The sequence below is a fragment of the Achromobacter sp. 10T422 genome (assembly GCF_056394065.1).
On the sequence record NZ_JBFTHD010000003.1, the window covers coordinates 174636 to 195203 of the forward strand.

Sequence of the window (20568 nt, forward strand, 5' to 3'; positions counted from 1 at the left end):
CTTGTCGGTTTACTTGTAAGGACGCAGGATGCGATCGGCCTCGCGCTGGGCGTCGGTCAGCGCTTGCTGCGGCGTCTTCGACCCCGTCAGCGCCGCTTGCAGCGCGTCGTTCAGGGTCTTGGTGACGCGCTGGTTTTCATGCGTGGAGAACTCCGCCACGCTGACTTCCAACTGGTCGCGCGCGACCGCCGCTGCCGGCACTTCCTGCGCATACTTCTTCATCTTTTCGGTTTGCCAGGCGGCCGGCGTCACGGCGACATAGCCCGTGGCGATGCTCCAGTCGGCGGCGCGTTCCGGCGTCGTGACCCACTGCGCAAACTTCAGCGCGGCTTGCTGTTGCGCCGGCGTGCCGCTCTTGAAGATGTAGAAGTTGCCGCCGCCCGTCGGGCTGCCGCCGCGCTTTTGCTGCGGCATCATGGCCACGCCAAACGGGAAGTCGGCGTTCTTGCGGATGTTGGTCAGGTTGCCAGTGGTGGTCCAGACCATGGCCGCCTTCTTCTCCAGGAAGTCCTTCGGCGTGGTGCCCCAATCGATGGTGCCGGTCGGCATGATCTTGTGCTTGGCCGACAGGTCGCGCCAGAACTGCGCGGCTTCCACCACTGCCGGCTTGTCCAGGTAGACCTCGTTGCCCGCCTCGTTCATCAGGATGGCCCCGTTGGGCGTGGTCAGCGCCTGGAACAGCCAGTACGCGAACGCGCCGCCCGACGGGATCTCGATGCCCCATTGCGTGGTGTTGCCGGACGCATCCTGCTTGGTCAGCTTCTTGCCGTAGTCGACCAGCTCTGCCCACGTGGCGGGCGCGCGCTCGGGGTCCAGGCCCGCGGCCTTGAACAGGTCTTTGTTGTAGTACATGACGATGGTCGAACGCTGGAACGGCACGCCCCAGGTGTGTCCGCCCGAACGGCTGTTCTGCATGAAGGCGTCATAGAAGCCGCCCAGCCATTTCTTGTCGGCGTCGCTTTTCGCCAGCGAATCGATCGGCACGATGGCGTCTTCGTCGATCAGCGTGAACATGTCGGTGGACAGCAGCACGGCCAGCTGCGGCGGCGTGCCGCCCTTGAGCGCCGTCAGCGCCTTGGCGATGGAATCCTGATACGAGCCGGCGTAGATCGGCTTGATCTTGATGTCGGGATTTTCCTTCTGGAAGTCCGCCACCATGTCGTCAACGATCTTCGTGATCGGGCCGCCGACGGCAACCGGGTAATAGAACTCGACTTCTACGGGCTTGTTCTGCGCCTGCACAGGCAGGGACAGGCAGGCGGCGGCCAGGCTGGCGGCCAGGGTCTTCAGTACGATGCGTCGCATGGTGGCGTTTCCTTCCTGTGGATGTGGGCGTCTTCTAGCGCCCGACGGTGTTGATGACCGCCGAATCGGCGGCAAAGAAATGCTGCTGCGCGTCCTGCCAGGACAGGCGCAAGGCCTCGCCTGCACGGGCGCGTAAATGGCCGCCGACGCGCACGGCCACGCCGCTGGTATCGCCGACGCGGCAGACCACGATGGAGTCCGCGCCGAAGTACTCGACGCTTTCCACCGTGGCGGGAATGCCGTCGCCATCAATGCGGATGTGTTCGGGGCGCACGCCCAGCTTGACCGCACCCGCCGGCGCATTCGCGATGACGGGGCCCTGCGTGCCGGCGATGACGGTGGCGCCTTGCGGGCTCGCCAGACCGATCAGATTCATGGGGGGCGTGCCGATGAAGCGCGCCGCGAATTCGCTGGCCGGACGCGCATACAAGGCGTCGGGCGTATCGTGCTGTTCGATCTGGCCGCCGCGCAACAGCACCACCTGATCCGCCATGCTCATGGCTTCGGTCTGGTCGTGCGTCACGTACACCATCGTGATGCCCAGGTCTTGCTGCAACGCCCGGATCTCGCGGCGCATCTCGTGACGCAGCTGCGCATCCAGGTTCGACAGCGGTTCATCCATCAGACACACCGGCGCTTCCGAAATCACCGCGCGGCCCAGCGCTACGCGCTGCTGCTGGCCGCCCGACAATTGCGAAGGCTTGCGGTCCAGCAGATGGCCCAGGCCCAACAGCCCGGCCACGCGTTGCAGGCGGCGGTCAAAATCACGCGCCGGTTCCTTGCGCACCTTGAGGCCAAACAGAATGTTTTCGCGCACCGACAGATGCGGAAACAGCGCATACGACTGGAACACCATCGATATGCGGCGTTTGGCCGGCGGCAGTTGGGTGACGTCGCGGTCGCCGATGTGGATGGTGCCCGAGGTGGGCGTGTCCAATCCGGCAATCATGCGCAACGTGGTCGACTTGCCGCAGCCCGACGGGCCCAGCAGCACCGTGAAGCTGCCCGCTGGCACGGTGAAGCTCACGCCGTGAATCGCGGCGGCGCCGCCATACTGTTTGGTGAGGTTATCCAGAACGATGGATGACATGCTGTCTCGACGATCTAATTGTTAGATCCGCATTGTTGCCTGTTATGAAAACCTTTTCATTGTGCAGCGCAAACATGACGGATTCGTGGCAATGCCCGGGGGTTATAGCCCCCGTTCTACGGCTCAGGCAAACGGATAAGGCCCGGGGTAATCCCCGATAACGGCGTGGTGGGTGACGAGGTTCTTGCCTTGCCACCAATGCAGCTGGTAGCCCGGCGGTTCCATGATGTATTGCAGCGTGGGGCGCGGCCCCAGCTCCAGCGCCAACTGATGCGCGGTGCCGGGACAGGTCGACGCAATGGTGCCGCCAAAGCGCTGGAAGATGGTGCGGTGCAAGTGCCCGCACAGCACGCGTTCAATGTTCGGAAAGCGCGCGATGATGCGTTCTAGTTCCGGCGCGCCGGCCAACAGGCCGATGGCGTCCATGTGTTCGATGCCCGTCAGGAATGGCGGATGGTGCATCAGCACCAGCGTGGGCCGGTCAGGTTGCTCCGCCAGGCGCGCGGCGAGCCAGTCCAGGCGGTCCTGGCATAGCTCGCCATGGCTCTTCATTGGCACCACCGTGTCCAGCGACAGCATGCGCAGCGGATAGTTTTCGATGGCGTACTGGACGAAGTCGCCGCCATCTTGCAGGTAGGCATGGTCGGGGAAGGCGGCGCGCAGCTGTGCGCGGTCGTCATGATTGCCGGGCAAGAGAAAGTACGGAATCTCCAGCGCTTGCAGGTGTTCGCGCAGCACCGCGTATTCGTGCGGGCGGCCAAGGTCGGTCAGGTCGCCCGTGATCAGCACGCAGTCAGGGCGCGGCGTCAGGGCGTTGAGCGCGCGCACGGCAGGCGCCAGAAACGCAGCCGGGTCGATGATGCCGTAGGCCTTGTCGCCCGGGGTGCGCATGTGCAGGTCGGTGATTTGTGCGATGAGCATGATGCGTGCGGAATGTCGGAAGGGATGGGGATCAGCGGCGCACGGCGGCCGCGGTGCCGCCGACCACGATGCAGTGCGGCAGGCGATTCGATTGGGGCGGCTGGCCGTGAATCTGCGCCAGCAGATTCGAGCACGCGGTTTGTCCGATGCCGTCGCTGGGCTGCGCTACGGTCGTCAAGGGCGGCGTCAGCAAGGCGCCGAATCGCATGCCGTCAAAACCGCTGACGGAAATATCGGCGGGCACGCGCAGCCCAAGCGCCACCAGGTCGGCGATGACGGCCGTGGCCAGCAGGTCGTTCGAGCAGAACAGCGCCGTGGGCGCCTGCTTGCCGCGCAGCGCGGCTTTCAGCACGTCGGCGTCGCTGCCCGTGTGTGAACTCATGGCGATGTGCTGCACGGTGTCCAGGCCCAGCTTCTTCGCGCAGGCGCGCGCGCCGGTCAGCCGTCGGCGCGCACGGTCGGACGCCGTCAGCGGACCCGTCACCAGTGCAATGCGGCGATGGCCCAACGCGGCCAGGTGCGCGACCATGTCGCTGGCTGCCGCGCGGTTGTCGACGGACGCGAACGGATGCGTGTTGGATTCGTTATAGACCAGCACGTACGGCATGCCGGCGCTGTCCAGATCGTCCAGTGTGGCGCTTTTGTTGACGTCGGCCACGGTCAGGATCAGGCCATCCACCTGATGGTCCATCAGCCCTTGCACCGCTGCCGATTCCACGGCGGGGTCGTAGCCGGTGGCGGTCAGCATCACGCTATAGCCCGATTCGCGCGCACGCCGTTCCGCGCCTTCAAAGCACTCGGCGAAGACGGGATTCGACAGCGTGGGGAGAATCAGTCCGATGGTGCGCGTGCTGCCCGAACGCAGGCTGCGGCCGACGCGGTTCGGACGGAAGCCGGCGCGCTTGGCCACATTGCGAATATGCGCCAGCGTGTCGGGGTGCACGATCTCGGGCTGGTTGAACGCGCGCGACACCGTCGCCGGAGAAACCCCCGCCTTGCGAGCCACTTCAATGATGGAAAAGCGGGGCGACGGGCGCGTAGCCATATCTATATTGCTGTCGGTTTACTGAAAACGATTTCATCTTACAAGACAAATATGACCTTTGTATTGCACGGGTTTGCGCTATGCTGGTGACGCCGCAACAACAGAAAGCCATGGCGCAGCGCAGTCGGTTTACCCCGTAAAACAAGGTGTTTTCGGTGTTTTTCCTAATTGACGCAACGCGCACAATGGTTGGGATCGGTCCGCTTTAACCTCGTCGCCCATCGCGCGGGGCAAGCCAGGACAGACCCTCGGTCAAGGGGACCGGGTGCGGAGTTCAGCTGCCACGCGTGATGCGCGGCTCCGGTAAAGAGGAAAGGATCATGTCTACTGCCTTAAACAGACTTGGCGCGCTGGAAGCGGCGCACAAGCTGCAACGGCGCGAGTTAACTGCGGTGCAATTGGTGCGGGCCTGCTTTGCCCGCATCGAGCAGCGCGAAAACACCATCCATGCCTGGACGGCGCTGCAAAAGCAGGCGGCGCTGGACCATGCGCAAGTGCTCGATAGCGGCGCCCTGCGCGGGCCATTGCATGGCTTGCCGATCGGCGTGAAAGACCTGTTCGACACGTTCGACCTGCCCACCCGCTACGGCTCCCCCATTTATGAACGCCACCGCCCCGGCCTGGATGCCGCCGCCGTGGCGTTGTGCCGTGGCGCAGGCGCAGTAGTGGTTGGCAAGACGGTCACCACGGAATTCGCGACCTATCAAGCCGGCCCCACCCGCAACCCACGCAACGAGGCCTACACGCCGGGCGGCTCGTCCAGCGGTTCGGCCGCTGCGGTGGCTGACGACATGGTGCCGTTTGCGCTGGGTTCGCAAACCGCGGGCTCCATCATCCGCCCCGCGTCGTACTGCGGCATCGTGGGCTTCAAGCCGACCTTTGGTGCGGTGCCGCGAGCCGGCGTGAAGAGTTTGGCCGAATCGTTGGACACGGTGGGCGGCTTCGCGCGCTCGGTGCCGGACGTGGCGCTGTTCGCGTCGGTCATGATGCGTGACCCGCGCTTGCTGAATCTGGCTTACGAGGGCAAGCCGCGCATCGGCATGTGCCGCACGCTGCAATGGCGGCATGCGCAGGCCGAAACCAAGGAAGCCTTCGCACAGGCCGCCGCCACGTTGTCCCGGGCAGGCGCCTTCGTGCAAGAAGTGCCGCTGCCGCCGCAGGACTGCATGCTGGTGCAGCTGCATGCCGACATCATGGCGTTCGAGGCCTCGCAGTCGTTGGCTTACGAACGCTTGGAACACGCCAGCCAGCTCAGCCCCAAGATTCAAGCGGTGCTGGAAGCGGGCGCGCAGATCACGGCAGAGGAACACATCCGAAATCTGGCGCGTGCTGAAGAATCCCGCGCGCGGGTAAACAGCTGGTTCGATGAATTCGATGTGGTGCTAGCGCCCAGCGCGGCGGGCGAAGCGCCTTTCGCTGACTTGGGTACGGGTGACCCGCAGTTCTCGCGCGCCTGGACGCTGTTTGGCCTGCCCTGCCTGAACCTGCCCTTTGCAACCGGCCCGCAAGGCTTGCCCGTTGGCTTGCAGCTGATCGGGCAGCGCTACGACGACTACCGCACGCTGGCCATTGGCGCGTGGGTGCACAAGCAGTTGCTGGCCGCAAACACGCCTGACATCGGCGCATCCGACATGTGGCCGCGCGGCTGAAACCGGTGCGTTGAAAGCAGAAAGCCCGCCAGATAAGGCGGGCTTTTTTGTTGCCGTGCCGCGCCAAGAAGCGGTGGGTTCTTGGGGGCCGCAAGCCCATGTTTCGGGCTTGCGTCAGGCGCTTACTGGTGGCCAGAGATGCGGATTACGCGGTCTCGGCGGTTTCCGTTTCGGCCGCCGTGACGGCGCCCGAGTTGATGTGGCGGTTGACGGCGCTCAGCACAGCCTGGAACGACGCGGTGACGATGTCGCGGTCGATGCCCACGCCAAAGCCCGTGCTGGATTCACCCACGCGCAGTTCCACGTAGGAAGCGGCGCGCGTGTCGGTGCCGGTGCCGATGGCGTGCTCGTGGTAGTCCATGATGCGCACGGGCACGTCCAGCGCGGCCACAAAGGCCGAGATGGCGCCGTCGCCCTTGCCGGTCACGATGCGGCGTTCGCCGTTGTATTCGAGTTCGGCTTCGATGCTGAAGTGCTGGCCTTCGCCGGCCGACGGATTGCCGTCGATGCGGTGGCGGATCAGCTTCCACGGCGACTTCTGTTCAAGGTATTCGCGGTTGAAGATCGTGTGCACGTCGTCAGCGGTGACTTCGCGGCCGGTCTCGTCGGTGACGCGCTGAATGGCGCGGCTGAATTCGATTTGCAAGCGGCGCGGCAAGACCAGGCCGTGTTCCTGTTCAAGCAGGTACGACACGCCGCCCTTGCCCGATTGGCTGTTCACGCGGATGACGGCGTCGTAGCTGCGGCCGAGGTCGGCGGGGTCGATCGGCAAGTACGGAACTTCCCAAACGGCGTCGGCTGCTTGCAGCGCGAAGCCCTTCTTGATGGCGTCCTGGTGCGAACCAGAGAACGCGGTGAAGACGAGGTCGCCCGCGTACGGGTGGCGCGGGTGCACCGGCAATTGGTTGCAGTATTCGGCGCAGCGGCGCACTTCGTCGATGTCGGAGAAGTCCAGGCCCGGGTGCACGCCTTGCGTGTAGAGGTTCAAGGCGAGCGTGACAAGGTCAACGTTACCCGTGCGTTCGCCGCTGCCGAACAGGCAGCCTTCGATGCGGTCGGCGCCGGCCATCACGGCAAATTCGGCGGCGGCCACGGCGGTGCCGCGGTCGTTATGCGGGTGCACGCTGAGCACGATGCTGTCGCGGCGGGCCAGATTCTTGTGCATCCACTCGATCTGGTCGGCGTACAAGTTGGGGCTGGTGGCCTCGATCGTGGCGGGCAGGTTCAACACCATCTTGTGATCGGGCGTGGGCTGCCAGACGTCGGCCACGGCATCCGAGACTTCCAGCGCGAATTCGGGTTCAGTCGTGCTGAACACTTCGGGCGAGTACTCGTAGCTCCACTTGGTTTCCGGGCGCTGCGACGTGTATTGCTTGATCAGGCGCGTGCCGGTGGTGGCGATGCCCTTGATCTCTTCCTTCGTCATGTTGAACACGACCTTGCGGAAGGCCGGAGCGCACGCGTTGTACATGTGGACGATGGCTTGCTTGGCGCCCGCGGCGGCTTCCACGGTGCGGCTGATCAAATCTTCACGCGACTGGGTCAGCACGATGATGGTCACGTCGTCGGGAATGCGCTTTTCCTCGATGAGCTTGCGCACGAAATCGAAGTCGGTCTGGGAGGCCGACGGAAAACCGACTTCGATTTCCTTGAAGCCAATCTTCACCAGCTGTTCGAAGAAGCGGAGCTTGCGCTCGACGCTCATGGGTTCGATCAGGGCCTGGTTACCGTCGCGCAAGTCCGTGCTCATCCAGATCGGCGCCTTGGTGATGCGGCGGCTGGGCCAGGTGCGTTCGGAGAAATCGCGGGTGAAGGGCGCGAAGGGGACGTATTTGGTGGCGGGGTTGGCAAGCATCATTACTACACCTCGATCGGTTTCTTTTGAATCCCGGGAGCACTAAGTCTCGGCGGCACGTATGACCGGATGACGGTCTTGTGCCTGGATTTGCCGTGATTGACCGGCAGGATTCACATCTAAAAAGGGGAAATCGCGTGTGGCAAACGTGGCTGCCGAGCTACCACGGGGACACTAGGCCCGGCAACCGATCGGTAGGTATAGCGATAGCGCGGCGGCGTTGAAGGAACGAGCGCGCAGGCCGGCGACCGGAGCGGCGGAGCGTCCGGTGGCAATCGCGAGGGAGGTGCGGTAAGCGGCCATAGGTTGCTAGTCAAACACACTTTGCCAGCCAGCGCAAACAGAAAAAGCGGGGGACGCATCGCATCCCCGCGCGGGTTTGGCCAGAAATCAGACGAAGTTACTGCGTCTGCATATGCCCGTTTTTCACGACTTTACCCAGACGTTTGCGCTCACTTGCTGCGAATTCAACGAAGCTTGCGCGCGAGCCACCGCCCGGTTCGATGCTGCTTTGGCGCAAGGCGTCCTGCACTTCTTTGGTCTGCAAAGATTTTTCGACGGCGGCGTTCATCTTGTCCAATACGTCGGCGGGCGTCCCGGCGGGTGCGAACAAGCCTGCCCAGTGGCCGATGCGAATGGCCGGGAAGCCCTGTTCGGCGGTCGTCGGAATGTCGGGCGCGCTGGCCATGCGCTTGTCCCAGGTCGTGGCCAGCGCCTTGAGCTTGCCGCTCTGGATCAGTGGCAGCGTCACGATGCTGGCTTCCGAGGTGGCGTCGACCTGGTTGCCGATCACCGCCGTCACGCCTTCCGAACCGCTCTTGTAGGCAATGGGCTCCACGGGCAGGCCAGTCGCTTCCTTGACCATCTCCGCCACGAAATGCGGCGTGCTGCCGTTACCGGCGGTGGAAAACGTGATGCGGTCGGTCTTGGCCTGTTTGGCGCGCGCAACGAAGTCCTTCAGGTCTTTGGCGGGGTTGGACGGGTTGGCCACAATGACGGACGGCGTGATGGACAGCAGCGCCACAGGCGTCAGCTCTTCATCTTTGTAGGGCTGGTCTGACCGGATCAGGCTGTTGGTGACGGTGCCGTTGCTGCCGACCAGATACGTGTAGCCATCAGCGCCGCTGCGTGCGACGTGCGCAGCGCCCACGACGCCGCCTGCGCCGGGACGGTTTTCTACGATGACCGTCTGGTTCAAAGTCGAACCCACCGCTTTCGCGATGATCCGCGCAACGAGGTCATTGGCGCCGCCCGCGCTGAACGGGGCGACGAAGGTGATGGGCTTGTCAGGCCAGGCGGCCAGGGCCGGCGTGACGGCGAACGCGGCCGAACAGGCCAACAACAGGCCGGCGGCATACCGGACGGGGGGTCGGAACATGATGAACAACTCCAGGGGCCGGCCGCGCATCCGGCCTGTCTCGGTGCCGGTAGATATTGTTTGGTGTGTGCGCGGCCCGCGGTTGCGCGAGCCTGGAGGGGCCAGTATAGAAAAAGCCGGCTGGCAGAGGACTGAAACAAACAGGCCGCCTTGTGGGCGGCCTGAAGTCTGCGTGTGATGCGTTCGGCGCTTAGCGGGCCGGCCCGATGCGCGGTTCGACGTAGCGGTCGCCGCGGGGTTCGCCACGGACCTCACCGCGGACTTCGCTGCGCGGCTCGCGGCGCCCATCGTCGCGCGGATCGCGCGTGGGGCGGCTCGCGGCGCCTTCCAGAATTTGCGCCTGTTCGGCCACCATCGCGATCTTGCCGATGCGATTGTGGCGAATTTCAGACAGTGAGCGGCGCAAGTCGCCTACAGTGAAGGGCTCTTGGCGGTCGCCCCACGTCCAGCGCAGCACGCCGAGAGACTCTTCCGACAGGTTCGGCGCCAGTTCTGCCAGCACATCGGTACCCACCGGCGTTGCCGCGCCCGAGGCCAGGCTGGCCGAGAACCAGGCGCGCACCGAGAAGAAGACGATCAAGGTCCAGATGGCGGCGACGACCCACCAGATATACGGATTCACTTTCTGCGCCATGTCCTGGGTGGGCTGGCCCAGGGTATGCAGGAAGTCGTAGTTCATGCGTTTGCCGAAATCCAGTATCCACGAGGCGACCAGATACCAAAGGACGACGGCGACGGCGATGACTATCGCGCGCACAACGAGTCGGGGAAGCGCCAATTTGAGCAGGGTCTGGCCGATAAGTCGGCTGTCCTGGCGAACGCTTGCGGGCGAAGTCAGATTCATCATGCAAAATATTGTACCTATGACCCGTCCAATTTTAGAACTGCGACCTGGCCAGCATTTGACGCTGACCCCTCAGCTACAACAATCGATACGATTGTTGCAGTTGTCTACGCTCGACCTCGAGGCCGAGATCTCGCAAGTGCTCTCGGACAACCCCCTGCTGGAACGTGAAGACGACACGCCCGCGGCCGAGGCGCAAGCCGAGTCCGAGCGCGAATCTTCCGTGCAGGACGACGAGCCGGCGGCCGAACGCGAAACGCCGGTGGACGAAATGCCGGGTTCGGGCGGGGTCTATTCCGATGACGATTCCGGCCCGCCCGAGGCGGCGCGGCCCGATACGCTGCGCGAGCACCTGCTGGGCCAGCTGATGCTGACGCGCGCGGCGCCGCGAGACGCCGCGCTGGCGGGGCTGCTGATCGACGAGCTGGATGAGAACGGCTACCTGGGGTCTCCCCTGGAAGAAATCCTTAGCTGGCTGCCCGCCGAAATGGAGCCTGACCTGGACGAGCTGCGCGCGGCGTTGTCGCTGTTGCAATCGTTCGACCCGGTTGGCATCGGGGCCCGCGACATGGCCGACTGCCTGCTGTTGCAGCTGCGCAACCCCGACCTGACCCGCCTGCCCGAAGCCGCAGACCCCGCCGTGTTGGCGTGCGCGCGTCAAATCTGTGCGCAGCACCTTCCGCTGTTGGCGACGGGCAACGCCGCACGTGTGTGCGCAGCCGCTGGCTGTGACGACCCCACCTTCCGCGCCGCGCATTCACTGATCTTGCGGTTGGAACCGCGCCCGGGCCGCGCCTGGACCGTGCCGGCTGCCGACTATGCCGTGCCGGACGTCATCGTGCGTAAAACCCGGCGCGGCTGGCAAGTGACGCTTAATAGCGCCGCCGTGCCGCGCCTGCAGATCAACGGGCTGTATGCGCAGATGCTGGGCAACCAGAAAGAATCCGCGCATGCCGGGCTGCAATCCCAGTTGCAGCAGGCCAGATGGATGATCCGCAACGTCGAACAGCGCTTTGACACGATCCTGCGGGTGGCTCAAGCCATTGTTGAACGCCAGACTGCGTTCTTCAGCCAGGGGCCATCGGCCATGCGTCCGCTGATTCTGAAAGACATCGCGGGCGAGCTTGGTTTGCACGAATCGACCATTTCACGGGCCACAACGCAGAAGTACATGCTCACTCCGTTTGGCACGCTGGAGCTCAAGCGCTTCTTTGGCGCGGGCGTTTCCACCGATGGCGGCGACGCCACCTCGGCCACCGCGGTGCAGACGTTTATCCGCCAAATGGTGGCAGACGAGAACCGTGCCAAGCCTTTGTCCGACAGCCAGATCATGCAAAAACTGGCCGATCAGGGGATAGTGATCGCCCGCCGGACGGTGGCAAAGTACCGCGAAGCGCTGCGGATTGCCCCCGCAACGGTGCGCAAGGCGCAGGCCTCGGCGCGTTGAAATAGGGGACGAATCTTTTTAAGATTCGTCCAATCTTTCAAGGGCTTGCGTGACAAATCCGTTGCAAATTTTTTTATCGCAGGGGACTTGTCATCCGCTGAATAATTTTCGATAATCATTCGCATGTACATTTGCGTATGTAATGCCATCACCGAACGCCAAGTCCGCGCCAGCGTGGACGGAGGCGCGACGACCCTGTCCGACCTGCAATTCGAGCTGGGCGTAGCCACGTGCTGCGGCTGCTGCGCGGCAACCGCCGCCGAATACCTGCCAGGCGGCCGCTGCTCCAGCGTATGCGACGTCCGCTCCATTGCCGTTCCGGTCAATGCTCCTGCCACGCTCGTGGAGTCGGGTGCGGCTGCCAACAACAGCAGCTTCCCCATTCCGCTGGTCGCCGCAGGCTGAGCTTGACCCGCAATTTCCGGCTCGCTGCCTGACGCAGCGGGCCGCGCTGTTTTCTTCCCGCATTCTTTCCGCATTCTTTCCGCATTTCACCCGCGCCCCGTCGCTCCGCATTTCCTCCCGCAAGATCCCCCCGCTTTCTTAGAACCTCCCGGCCATTGCGATCCGCTCGCTGATGGGTTGCGCACGCCTGGGCAGGCGCGCAGAATGCCTGCTCCACGCGGCATGCGTGGCGCCCTGTCCACCTGGATCTCCGATGAAGGCCACGCCTGCCGTTTCCACCGCCTCGACCGCCAACGGCGCGCCGGGGATCAGTTGGGTGCCGATCGCCGCATTCTGCTTCTTGTGGAGTTCCGCCTTTGCCGCGGCCAAAATCGCGGTGCGGGACTGCCCGCCCCTGACGCTTCTGACCATCCGTTTCCTGATCGCCGGCGCCTTGATGCTGGGCATCGCCGTGGCCAGCCGCCAAGGCAAGCGGCCCAGCGCGCGTGACTTGGTCGCGCTGATTCTGTTGGGCGTGCTGAACAACGCGCTGTACCTGGGCCTGAGCTGGTCCGGGATGATCACCGTGTCCTCCGCCTTCACCGCCGTGCTGATCAGCACCAACCCCTTGTTGATCGGCGTGTTGGCGGGGCCAGTGCTGGGAGAGCAACTCAGCTGGCGCAAGCTGCTGGGCTTGTGCCTGGGGCTGGCGGGCGTGGCGCTGGTGCTGCGGTCGCGCTTGAGCGGCATGCAGGAGGACCTGCATGGCACGCTGCTCGTCACGGGTGGCCTGATTGCGCTCGTGGCCGGTACGCTGCTCTACAAGCGCTTGAAGCCGCAGGCGGGCCTGTGGACGGCGACCGGCATTCAATCGTTGGCAGCGGCCGTGGCCTTGCTGCCTTTCGCGCTGATGAACGAAAGCCTGGGCGATGCGCGCCTGACCGCGAGCCTCGCGTGGAGCATGGCCTACATGATCGTGGCGGTGTCGATGGGCGGCTACTACCTGTGGTTCATGATCCTGACTCGCGCCAGCGCCACATCGGCCAGCGCGCTGCACTTTCTGATGCCGCCGCTGGGCTTGTTGTTTGGTTGGCTGGTGCTGCGCGAACCGGTGTCGTGGCTGGATTTGCTGGGCATTGTGCCGATTGCATTCGGCATCTGGTTGACCACGCGCAAAGCGGCCTGATCGGCTCGCAAGACAGAATGTGAGGATTTGGCGCGTTTGGGTTGCCGATATGCAACGCAGCACATAACGCCATCTTCAGGTCGATATTCGTCGGTTGGCTGCGCGATATTGAACATGGCGCGCGCAATATAGGGGTCGATTCCCGCACATCGATGCCGCACAGGCCGCATAACCCTTGCCTTGTCTGTGCAAGGCATCACGCACGCATACTCATTCTCATTGGCGTATCGCTTTCTTGTAGCGGTTCTAAAGCGGTTTACCAAATGCAGCGCAAGGCTAGGCGCGGCCCGCCGGCTGATGGTAGTCTGCCGGGGTTGCGTACGCGCGGCATCGTGCGCTCCTCTGTCGCGATGCACTCGCGTCGCGCCTGACTGCAAGGAGTCCATTATGAAAGGCGACAAAACCGTCATCCAGTTTCTGAACAAGCAACTGACCAACGAACTGACGGCCATCAACCAATATTTCCTGCATGCCCGCATGCTGAATCATTGGGGCTTCGACAAGCTGGGCAAGCACGAGTACGAAGAATCCATCGGTGAAATGAAGCACGCGGATCGCCTGATCGCCCGCATCTTCATGCTGGATGGCCTGCCCAACCTGCAAGACCTGCACAAGCTGCTGATCGGTGAAGACGTGCCCGAGCTGCTGGCCTGTGACTTGAAGCTGGAACAAGCCGCGCACGCCACCGTCGTGGAAGCGATTGCCTACTGTGAATCGGTGCGTGATTACGTCTCGCGCGATCTGTTCCAGGACATCCTGGACGACACCGAAGAGCACATCGATTATCTGGAAACGCAGATCGATCTGATCGACAAGGTCGGTATTCAGAACTACCTGCAAAGCCAGATGTCCGTGCCGGAATAACGCGCACGCGTTATCTGCCAAGGCAAAAATAATGGCGCCCCACGGGGCGCCATTATTTTTTGCAGCATCAGCTGCGGATCGGGCTTACTGCGGGCGTGCCGGGCATTCGGCCATCGTGCCCCAGGCGCGGTTAGGCGCACAGTATTTATTGCGCGCGTTCCACGAGCACGACGGGCGTTCGAAGAAGCCTTGGGTCGCGCATTGGGCCAGTTCGCGCTTGAGCGCGTCTTGCCAGCCCGGCGCGCCCGGTGCCGGCGACGTATTGGGCGGGGGCGGAGGCGCTTGCACCATTTGCGGGGTGCCGTAGCCGCCCGCTTGCGCCTGGCCGCCATTAATGGCGGTAGAGGTGCCCGGTACTTGAAGATCCATCGTGGTCACGTCCGACGTACCCGACGGCAGCGGCACTTCGGAGGCGGCTGCGATTTCTCGAGCCTGTTCCGGGGTGATGCGTTCGCGGGAAAGTTTGACGGCCGGATCGCTGACGGTGTCGAACAACGACACCGTATTGACCTGCCATTGCCGGTCGGCCGGCTTGTCCGGCACACCCAACGTGCCGTCAATGCGCGGCTGCGGAGGCTGCGCCACATACGGACGTCCGTTGGCGTCCAGAACGGGCTGCTGCGAAGCTGCCGCGTCCTGACCAGGAGCAGGTGCGGCGGGCGGCGCATGCGCCACCAGCCAGTCACCCAATTGAATTCCGCCCCAGGCCGACGCGCCAAGCGCGATCAGGAGCGTTGCGAATAATAAACGCCAAGACATTGCTACCCTCATCTGCCGTGCGGAACCCGAACGGGTTTACGCCTTGTCCCCGAAAACCTTGCCGCCGTGTTCGCGCATGGCATGGAATTTCACTTCGGGATACAGATCCTCGGCTACGCGCAACTGCGCAGGGGAACTGATCAAAAACGCCGCCGCATCGACGACATCATAGGCGATATGAGCCGCATTGGCATCCATGAACTTGCGCAGCGCCTTCGGGTTTTCAGACGTAATCCAACGTGCCATTGTGTAGCGGGAAGGCAGCATTCTGGCGTCCGCGCCGTACTCCGTCTTGAGCCGGTGGGCGACCACTTCGAACTGCAGTTGGCCGATGGCGCCCAGCAGCAAGGAGCCGCCTGCCGCCTCGGGGCGGAACACCTGAATGGCGCCCTCTTCACCCAATTGGGTCAGGCCGGTGCGCAGTTGCTTGGTGCGCAACGGGTCCTTTACTTCCACCGCCTGGAACAGTTCCGGCGCGAAGAACGGCAGGCCGGTGAACTGCAGCGTTTCGCCTTCGGTCAGCACGTCGCCCAGTTGCAGCACGCCGTGGTTCGGAATACCGATCACGTCGCCGGCATAGGCTTCGTCCAGCAGCTCGCGCCGCTGCGACAGGAACGACACCACGTTGTTCGGGCGCATTTCCTTGTTGGTGCGAGCCACCTTCAAACGCATGCCGCGTTCAAAGCGGCCCGAGCTGACGCGCACGAAGGCGACGCGGTCGCGGTGGGCGGGGTCCATATTGGCTTGCACCTTGAACACCACACCGGTGAACTTGGGCTCTTCGGGCAGCACTTCGCGTTGCAGCGCCATGCGCGGGCCCGGGGGCGGCGCGTGGTCGACCAGCGCATCCAGCACTTCCTGGACACCGAAGTTGTTGATGGCCGAACCGAAGAACACCGGGGTCTGCTTGCCGGCCAGGAACTGCTCGCGGTCAAACGCGGGAGCGGCTTCGTTGATGAGTTCGATCTCACCGCTGGCCTGGTCGAATGCCGAGCCGTAACGGCGGGCGATTTCAGGGTTGCTCAGGCCTTCGATGACGTCGTCGTTGTCGGAACGGCGTTCCTGGCCGGGGCGGAACACGCGCATGCGGTCGCGGCGGATGTCGAACACGCCGCCAAACGCTTTGCCCATGCCCACCGGCCACGAGAACGGCACGGCGTCCATGCCCAGGTGGCCTTCAATTTCAGACAGCAGTTCCAGCGGCTCGCGCACTTCGCGGTCCATCTTGTTGATGAACGTGATGATGGGCGTGTTGCGCGCGCGGCAAACCTGCAGCAGGCGGATCGTCTGGGGTTCCACGCCGTTGGCGGCGTCGATCACCATCAGCGCGGCGTCCACCGCCGTCAGCACCCGGTAGGTATCTTCAGAGAAGTCCTGGTGACCCGGGGTGTCGAGCAGGTTGATGACGCAGTCGCGGTATTCCATCTGCATCACCGAGGACGCCACGGAAATGCCGCGTTGCTTTTCGATTTCCATCCAGTCGGACGAGGCGTGGCGCGACGCTTTGCGCGCTTTCACGCTGCCGGCGATCTGAATCGCGCCTGCGAACAGCAACAGCTTTTCGGTCAGCGTGGTCTTACCCGCGTCAGGGTGGGAAATGATGGCGAACGTTCTGCGCCGCGCGACTTCTTGAGGGATATTCATGATCGGGGGATTCTACTTAACGCCGCATCTTCCAGCCGGTGCGGTCCGGCGACGTGCATGAAACGCATGGGGCACGCACCGTTGCCGGTGCGTGCCCCACGGGGTCAGCGTCAGGAATGACGGCGGAATGACGCCAGAAAAACGCCCGCCAGGATGAACAGCKAACCGAAGGTCCGGTTCATCCAGCGGATGTGCTTGGCGTCTCGCAGCATGCGCAGCACGCGCGCGGCCAGCAGCGTGTACACGCCCATGGCCACGAGGTCGGTAAAAGCCAGCGTGGCGGCCAGCGCGGCGTACTGAGGGGTCAGCGCCAACGCCGGGTCCACGAATTGCGGCACCACGGCCAAGAGGAACACCGTGCCCTTGGGGTTCATGGTGTTGATCAGGAACCCGCGCATGACGAGGTCACGGATCGAGGCCTGCTTGGGGTCACCCGCATCCACCGCGACGGGCGCGGCATCGGTGCGGATCTGGCGCACGCCAAGATAAATCAGGTAAGCCACGCCCAGGTACTTGACCACATTGAAGGCCATTTCGGACGTGGCCAGCACCGCGCCTAACCCTACGGCCACGACGACGAACTGGAACAGGATGCCCATGATCAGGCCGGCCGTGTTCCAGTAGCCGCGTGCAAAGCCGTACTTCAATCCGGAAGACATCGCGGAAATCGCGCCCGCCCCAGGTGAGAACGAAATGGCCCAGGAGGCCAGGAAGAACGTCAACCAGGTGGATAAAGGCATGATGCGCGGGTCCTTGGATCGCAGGATGTGGGTGCCGGGATATTACCTGCTTGGAATTACTTGCCGAGCAGGGCTGCGCGCGGACCGCCGGACGGGCGGCCCGAACCGCCGTTGCCAGCCGGACGGCCAGAGCCCTCCGGACGGCGCTGGCTTTGCTGCGGACGGCTTTCGCCGCGGCCGGCGTGTGCCGGACGGTCAGCAGGCTTGCCATCACGCGCGCCGCCATTGCCACGGCCTTCGCCGCCAGCACGGGCCGGCGCGGGGGCGCGGCCGCCAGCAGCGGCGCGGGGTTGGCCTTGCGCGGGGCGCGAACGGCCGGCGCCGGCACCGCCGCCACCATTGCCGCGGCCGGCGTTACCGCCACGGCCGCCGCCGCCATTGCGATTGCCGCCGCGCGGGCTGCGCGCGTCTTCATCGCGTTCCTGGCGTTCGAAGGCGGCGGCGCTGGTGGGCGACGGGGTCCAGCCTTCCACGGGCTTGCGCTCGATCGTCTTCTTGATCAGGCGTTCGATGTCCTTCAACAGCTTGATTTCGCTGTTGTCGACCAGCGAGACCGCGGCGCCGGTGGCGCCTGCGCGGCCCGTGCGGCCGATGCGGTGCACGTAGTCTTCCGGCACGTTGGGCAGTTCGAAGTTCACCACTTGCGGCAGCTGGTCGATGTCCAGGCCACGGGCGGCGATGTCGGTCGCGACCAGCACCGTCACGGTGCTGTCCTTGAAGCCGGCCAGCGCACGGGTGCGGGCGGATTGGCTCTTGTTGCCGTGGATCGCGGCGGCGGTCAGGCCGTCCTTGACCAGCTTTTCAGCCAGGCGGTTCGCGCCGTGCTTCGTGCGCGTGAAGACCAGCACCTGATGCCAGCCGCTTTCACGGATGATGTGGCTGATCAGGTCGCGCTTGTGGTGCTGTTCGACCAGGTGAACCGTCTGCGTGACGAGTTCCGTGGCAGTGTTGCGCGGGGTGACCGAGACTTCGCCCGGGTTGTTCAGGACGCCGCGCGCCAGCGTGCGGATTTCGTCCGAGAACGTGGCCGAGAACAGCAGGTTCTGGCGTTGCTTGGGCAGCAGCGCGAGAATCTTGCGGATGTCGCGGATGAAGCCCATGTCCAGCATGCGGTCGGCTTCGTCCAGCACCAGGATTTCCACGCCCGACAGGTCAACCGTCTTCTGGCCGCAGTGGTCCAGCAGACGGCCGGGGGTGGCCACCAGGATGTCCAGCGGCTTGCGCAGCGCGGAGATCTGGGGGTTGATGTTGACGCCGCCGAACATCACCATGGACGTCAGCGAGGTGTACTTGCCGTAGGTTTGCACCGATTCCGCCACCTGCGCGGTCAATTCACGCGTCGGGGTCAGGATCAGGCAACGGGGGCGGCCGGGCTTGCGGCCTTCCGGCTTCTGCTGCGACAGCAGATGCAGAATGGGCAGCGTGAAGCCGGCGGTTTTGCCAGTGCCGGTTTGTGCGGCGGCCAGCAGGTCGCCGCCTTTCAGCACTTGAGGAATGGCTTGGGCTTGAATGGGGGTGGGCGCGGTGTAGCCGGTTTCGGCAATGGCGCGCAACAGGGAATCAGCCAGCCCGAGGTCGGCAAAAGGGGAAGAGGTAGTCAAAACAACTCCAGCGGCAGCCCGTCGCTCAAGTTGAGAGACTCCAATCCAGGCGGACGAATAAGGAGAAAAGGGAAGCGCCCTGATGGGCGAAGCTTGGCAGCGAAGGGCCTAGCGGACGTGTGCAGATTGGCAAAGCACACGGCGGGATTGTAGCTGATGTGGCGCTGCAGCACCGAATGGATTACGCACCGCAGTATCACCAAGTAACAAATTGCAGTGCCTCTGAACGAAATAAGTGTTTTCCCTAGGCTGCACTCCCTATAATCCGTGCGCTTATATCCATTTGAAGAATAAAGGATCGCTATGAAGAAATCGGCACTAGTGGGCGTTGTCGTCGTTCTGGGCGCGGTATGGACGGGTACTGCCTGGTTCACGGGCCAAAAGGCCGAGGACTTCGTCAAGCAGTCGATCGACAACGCCAACGTTGAACTGAAGAAGCTCAGCGACCAGTGGGGCATCGCATCGGCCGTTGAGCTGGTGTCGTTCGAACGTGGCGTGTTTTCGTCGACCGCGCGTTACCGCGTGAAGTTCACGACGCCCGCCGCCGAAGGCAAGCCCGCCGAAGACCGCGATCTGGTGTTCGTCGAGCACTTGTCGCACGGCCCCCTGCCCCTGTCGAACCTGAAGTCCGGCGCCTTCATGCCCGCCATGGTCGCCAGCGACTTCGCGCTGGAAGAGACCCCGACCGTCAAGGAATGGTTCGCGGCGTCCAAGGGCGCAACGCCCGTGACCGGCCACTACAGCGTCAGCTACGGCAAGAACATCAGCGGCAAGTTCAACGTCGCTCCCGCCGAAGTCACCAAGGGCGACACCAGCCTGACGTTCTCGGGCATGACCGGCAACGTGGAATACGCCACCGGCACCAAGCACGGCGTCTTCGATCTGAAGACTGACAAGCTGGTGCTGGCCGGCCAAAGCGAAAACAGCGACATCGTCAGCATGGCCCTGCAAGGCATCACGCTGACCAGCGACATGACGCCGTCGGCCAACGACCTGTACGTGGGCAGCCAGAAGCTGACGTTCAAGGACTGGACGATCACCTCGAAGGAAAAGCCGCCGGTTCAGTTCAAGGACACGTCGATCGCCGTCGACGTGACGGAGAACGGCTCGGCAATCGGCGCCAAGATGGCGCTGGACTTCGGCATGATCAACGTGCAGGCCAAGGACGTGGCGGGCATGAAGCTGGCGCTCGACCTGCAGAAGCTGGACGCCAAGGCGTTCAAGGCGCTGAACGACGTCTATGAAGCCGCCTCGCGCCGCATGATGCAAAGCAAGGGCGACCAGCAAACGCCCGAGTTCACGCCGGAAGAGCAACAGGTGCTGAAGACCAACGTTGAGCTGCTGCTGGCTGGCAACCCGACGCTGGCCGTGGCGCCGCTGGAAGTGCGCACCGCCAACGGCACGTCGACGTTCAACCTGAACCTGGACCTGGCCAAGCCGGCTTCCATGGAAGGTGACCTGTCTGACACGCTGACGCAAGCCGTGCGCAAGCTGGACGCCAAGCTGGTGCTGTCCAAGGGCAACCTGGGCGACCTGATGGCCATCGAACCGCAAATGCGCGGCGTGCCGGCCGAACAAGCCGTGCAAACCGCCAAGGGCCAGGCCGAAATGGTCGGCACCATGGCCACCGCAATGGGCATGGCCAAGGTCGAGAACAACAACATCGTGACGTACCTGAACTACGCGGATGGCCAAGTGGACTTCAACGGCAAGAAGATGCCGGTTGAGCAGTTCCTGATGATGGTCATGAGCGGCGCGATGGGTGGCGCGCGCTAAGGCGCGGGCAGTCCCCTGCAACGCCAATTAAAAAGCCGCCGCGCCGATGGGCGCGGCGGCTTTTTCCATGGTTGAACCCG

General features: G+C 63.8%; 17 protein-coding genes. 6 read left to right on the forward strand and 11 right to left on the reverse strand.

The annotated features are described in order from the left end of the window. Nucleotides 1–9: 9 nt before the first annotated feature. From AC1DB0_RS08455 to AC1DB0_RS08470, 4 genes are all read right to left on the reverse strand, one after another. Nucleotides 10–1305 carry an ABC transporter substrate-binding protein gene (locus AC1DB0_RS08455; protein ID WP_054421000.1) on the reverse strand — a complete coding sequence of 432 codons (1296 nt, stop codon included), beginning with the start codon at nt 1303–1305 and terminating at the stop codon, nt 10–12. Between the two features lie 34 nt (nt 1306–1339). Next, nucleotides 1340–2395 carry an ABC transporter ATP-binding protein gene (locus AC1DB0_RS08460; protein WP_054421001.1) on the reverse strand — a complete coding sequence of 352 codons (1056 nt, stop codon included), beginning with the start codon at nt 2393–2395 and terminating at the stop codon, nt 1340–1342. Nucleotides 2396–2518: 123 nt separating this feature from the next. Further along, entirely contained in the window at nt 2519–3316 is a 798-nt protein-coding gene (locus tag AC1DB0_RS08465; RefSeq protein ID WP_476757350.1) for a phosphodiesterase, read from the reverse strand. A 31-nt stretch (nt 3317–3347) separates the two neighbouring features. After that, nucleotides 3348–4361, reverse strand: coding sequence for a substrate-binding domain-containing protein (locus tag AC1DB0_RS08470; RefSeq protein WP_054421003.1), 1014 nt, complete (start codon nt 4359–4361; stop codon nt 3348–3350). Between the two features lie 320 nt (nt 4362–4681). Between AC1DB0_RS08470 and AC1DB0_RS08475 the strand changes: the two genes are divergently transcribed. Beyond that, nucleotides 4682–6010 (forward strand): amidase, encoded by a 1329-nt coding sequence (locus AC1DB0_RS08475; protein ID WP_054421004.1) that lies wholly within the window; start codon nt 4682–4684, stop codon nt 6008–6010. A gap of 145 nt (nt 6011–6155) precedes the next feature. On the opposite strand, the gene leuA is transcribed toward AC1DB0_RS08475, so the two are convergent. The 3 genes from leuA to AC1DB0_RS08490 form a co-directional block, all read right to left on the reverse strand. After that, a complete protein-coding gene (gene leuA, locus AC1DB0_RS08480; RefSeq protein WP_054421005.1) occupies nt 6156–7868 on the reverse strand; it encodes a 2-isopropylmalate synthase in 1713 nt (570 codons plus the stop codon). 397 nt (nt 7869–8265) lie between these two features. Next, nucleotides 8266–9243, reverse strand: coding sequence for a tripartite tricarboxylate transporter substrate binding protein (locus AC1DB0_RS08485; RefSeq protein ID WP_476757351.1), 978 nt, complete (start codon nt 9241–9243; stop codon nt 8266–8268). A gap of 190 nt (nt 9244–9433) precedes the next feature. After that, nucleotides 9434–10090: a hypothetical protein gene (locus tag AC1DB0_RS08490; protein WP_054421006.1), complete on the reverse strand. Its 657-nt coding sequence runs from the start codon at nt 10088–10090 to the stop codon at nt 9434–9436. 16 nt (nt 10091–10106) lie between these two features. Between AC1DB0_RS08490 and rpoN the strand changes: the two genes are divergently transcribed. The 4 genes from rpoN to bfr all read left to right on the forward strand — a co-directional run bounded on the left by rpoN (nt 10107) and on the right by bfr (nt 13968). Further along, nucleotides 10107–11534, forward strand: a complete 1428-nt coding sequence (gene rpoN, locus AC1DB0_RS08495) for an RNA polymerase factor sigma-54 (RefSeq protein WP_441372620.1) — start codon at nt 10107–10109, stop codon at nt 11532–11534. 123 nt (nt 11535–11657) lie between these two features. Continuing rightward, nucleotides 11658–11939, forward strand: coding sequence for a (2Fe-2S)-binding protein (locus tag AC1DB0_RS08500; RefSeq protein WP_050448875.1), 282 nt, complete (start codon nt 11658–11660; stop codon nt 11937–11939). Nucleotides 11940–12192: 253 nt separating this feature from the next. Further along, nucleotides 12193–13104, forward strand: a complete 912-nt coding sequence (locus tag AC1DB0_RS08505) for a DMT family transporter (protein ID WP_054421008.1) — start codon at nt 12193–12195, stop codon at nt 13102–13104. 387 nt (nt 13105–13491) lie between these two features. Continuing rightward, on the forward strand, nt 13492–13968 hold the full coding sequence (gene bfr / locus AC1DB0_RS08510) for a bacterioferritin (protein ID WP_006216785.1): 477 nt from the start codon (nt 13492–13494) through the stop codon (nt 13966–13968). A gap of 84 nt (nt 13969–14052) precedes the next feature. Here the strand turns inward: bfr and AC1DB0_RS08515 are convergent, their stop codons facing one another. The 4 genes from AC1DB0_RS08515 to AC1DB0_RS08530 form a co-directional block, all read right to left on the reverse strand. After that, nucleotides 14053–14739 carry a hypothetical protein gene (locus tag AC1DB0_RS08515; RefSeq protein WP_175170501.1) on the reverse strand — a complete coding sequence of 229 codons (687 nt, stop codon included), beginning with the start codon at nt 14737–14739 and terminating at the stop codon, nt 14053–14055. 24 nt (nt 14740–14763) lie between these two features. Then, nucleotides 14764–16371 (reverse strand): peptide chain release factor 3, encoded by a 1608-nt coding sequence (locus AC1DB0_RS08520; protein ID WP_054421010.1) that lies wholly within the window; start codon nt 16369–16371, stop codon nt 14764–14766. A 110-nt stretch (nt 16372–16481) separates the two neighbouring features. Beyond that, nucleotides 16482–17111 carry a LysE family translocator gene (locus tag AC1DB0_RS08525; protein ID WP_476758641.1) on the reverse strand — a complete coding sequence of 210 codons (630 nt, stop codon included), beginning with the start codon at nt 17109–17111 and terminating at the stop codon, nt 16482–16484. Nucleotides 17112–17167: 56 nt separating this feature from the next. Further along, complete coding sequence (locus tag AC1DB0_RS08530; RefSeq protein ID WP_342066335.1) at nt 17168–18712, reverse strand: DEAD/DEAH box helicase; 1545 nt, start codon at nt 18710–18712, stop codon at nt 17168–17170. 303 nt (nt 18713–19015) lie between these two features. Between AC1DB0_RS08530 and AC1DB0_RS08535 the strand changes: the two genes are divergently transcribed. Next, entirely contained in the window at nt 19016–20488 is a 1473-nt protein-coding gene (locus AC1DB0_RS08535; protein WP_175170693.1) for a YdgA family protein, read from the forward strand. Nucleotides 20489–20568: the final 80 nt, after the last annotated feature.

What these genes read in the sequence shown, in the direction of transcription:
- AC1DB0_RS08455 (WP_054421000.1), bottom strand. Translation starts at nt 1,305, where the DNA reads ATGCGACGCATCGTACTGAAGACCCTGGCCGCCAGCCTGGCCGCCGCC.
- AC1DB0_RS08460 (WP_054421001.1), bottom strand. Translation starts at nt 2,395, where the DNA reads ATGTCATCCATCGTTCTGGATAACCTCACCAAACAGTATGGCGGCGCC.
- AC1DB0_RS08465 (WP_476757350.1), bottom strand. Translation starts at nt 3,316, where the DNA reads ATGCTCATCGCACAAATCACCGACCTGCACATGCGCACCCCGGGCGAC.
- AC1DB0_RS08470 (WP_054421003.1), bottom strand. Translation starts at nt 4,361, where the DNA reads ATGGCTACGCGCCCGTCGCCCCGCTTTTCCATCATTGAAGTGGCTCGC.
- AC1DB0_RS08475 (WP_054421004.1), top strand. Translation starts at nt 4,682, where the DNA reads ATGTCTACTGCCTTAAACAGACTTGGCGCGCTGGAAGCGGCGCACAAG.
- leuA (WP_054421005.1), bottom strand. Translation starts at nt 7,868, where the DNA reads ATGATGCTTGCCAACCCCGCCACCAAATACGTCCCCTTCGCGCCCTTC.
- AC1DB0_RS08485 (WP_476757351.1), bottom strand. Translation starts at nt 9,243, where the DNA reads ATGTTCCGACCCCCCGTCCGGTATGCCGCCGGCCTGTTGTTGGCCTGT.
- AC1DB0_RS08490 (WP_054421006.1), bottom strand. Translation starts at nt 10,090, where the DNA reads ATGATGAATCTGACTTCGCCCGCAAGCGTTCGCCAGGACAGCCGACTT.
- rpoN (WP_441372620.1), top strand. Translation starts at nt 10,107, where the DNA reads ATGACCCGTCCAATTTTAGAACTGCGACCTGGCCAGCATTTGACGCTG.
- AC1DB0_RS08500 (WP_050448875.1), top strand. Translation starts at nt 11,658, where the DNA reads ATGTACATTTGCGTATGTAATGCCATCACCGAACGCCAAGTCCGCGCC.
- AC1DB0_RS08505 (WP_054421008.1), top strand. Translation starts at nt 12,193, where the DNA reads ATGAAGGCCACGCCTGCCGTTTCCACCGCCTCGACCGCCAACGGCGCG.
- bfr (WP_006216785.1), top strand. Translation starts at nt 13,492, where the DNA reads ATGAAAGGCGACAAAACCGTCATCCAGTTTCTGAACAAGCAACTGACC.
- AC1DB0_RS08515 (WP_175170501.1), bottom strand. Translation starts at nt 14,739, where the DNA reads ATGAGGGTAGCAATGTCTTGGCGTTTATTATTCGCAACGCTCCTGATC.
- AC1DB0_RS08520 (WP_054421010.1), bottom strand. Translation starts at nt 16,371, where the DNA reads ATGAATATCCCTCAAGAAGTCGCGCGGCGCAGAACGTTCGCCATCATT.
- AC1DB0_RS08535 (WP_175170693.1), top strand. Translation starts at nt 19,016, where the DNA reads ATGAAGAAATCGGCACTAGTGGGCGTTGTCGTCGTTCTGGGCGCGGTA.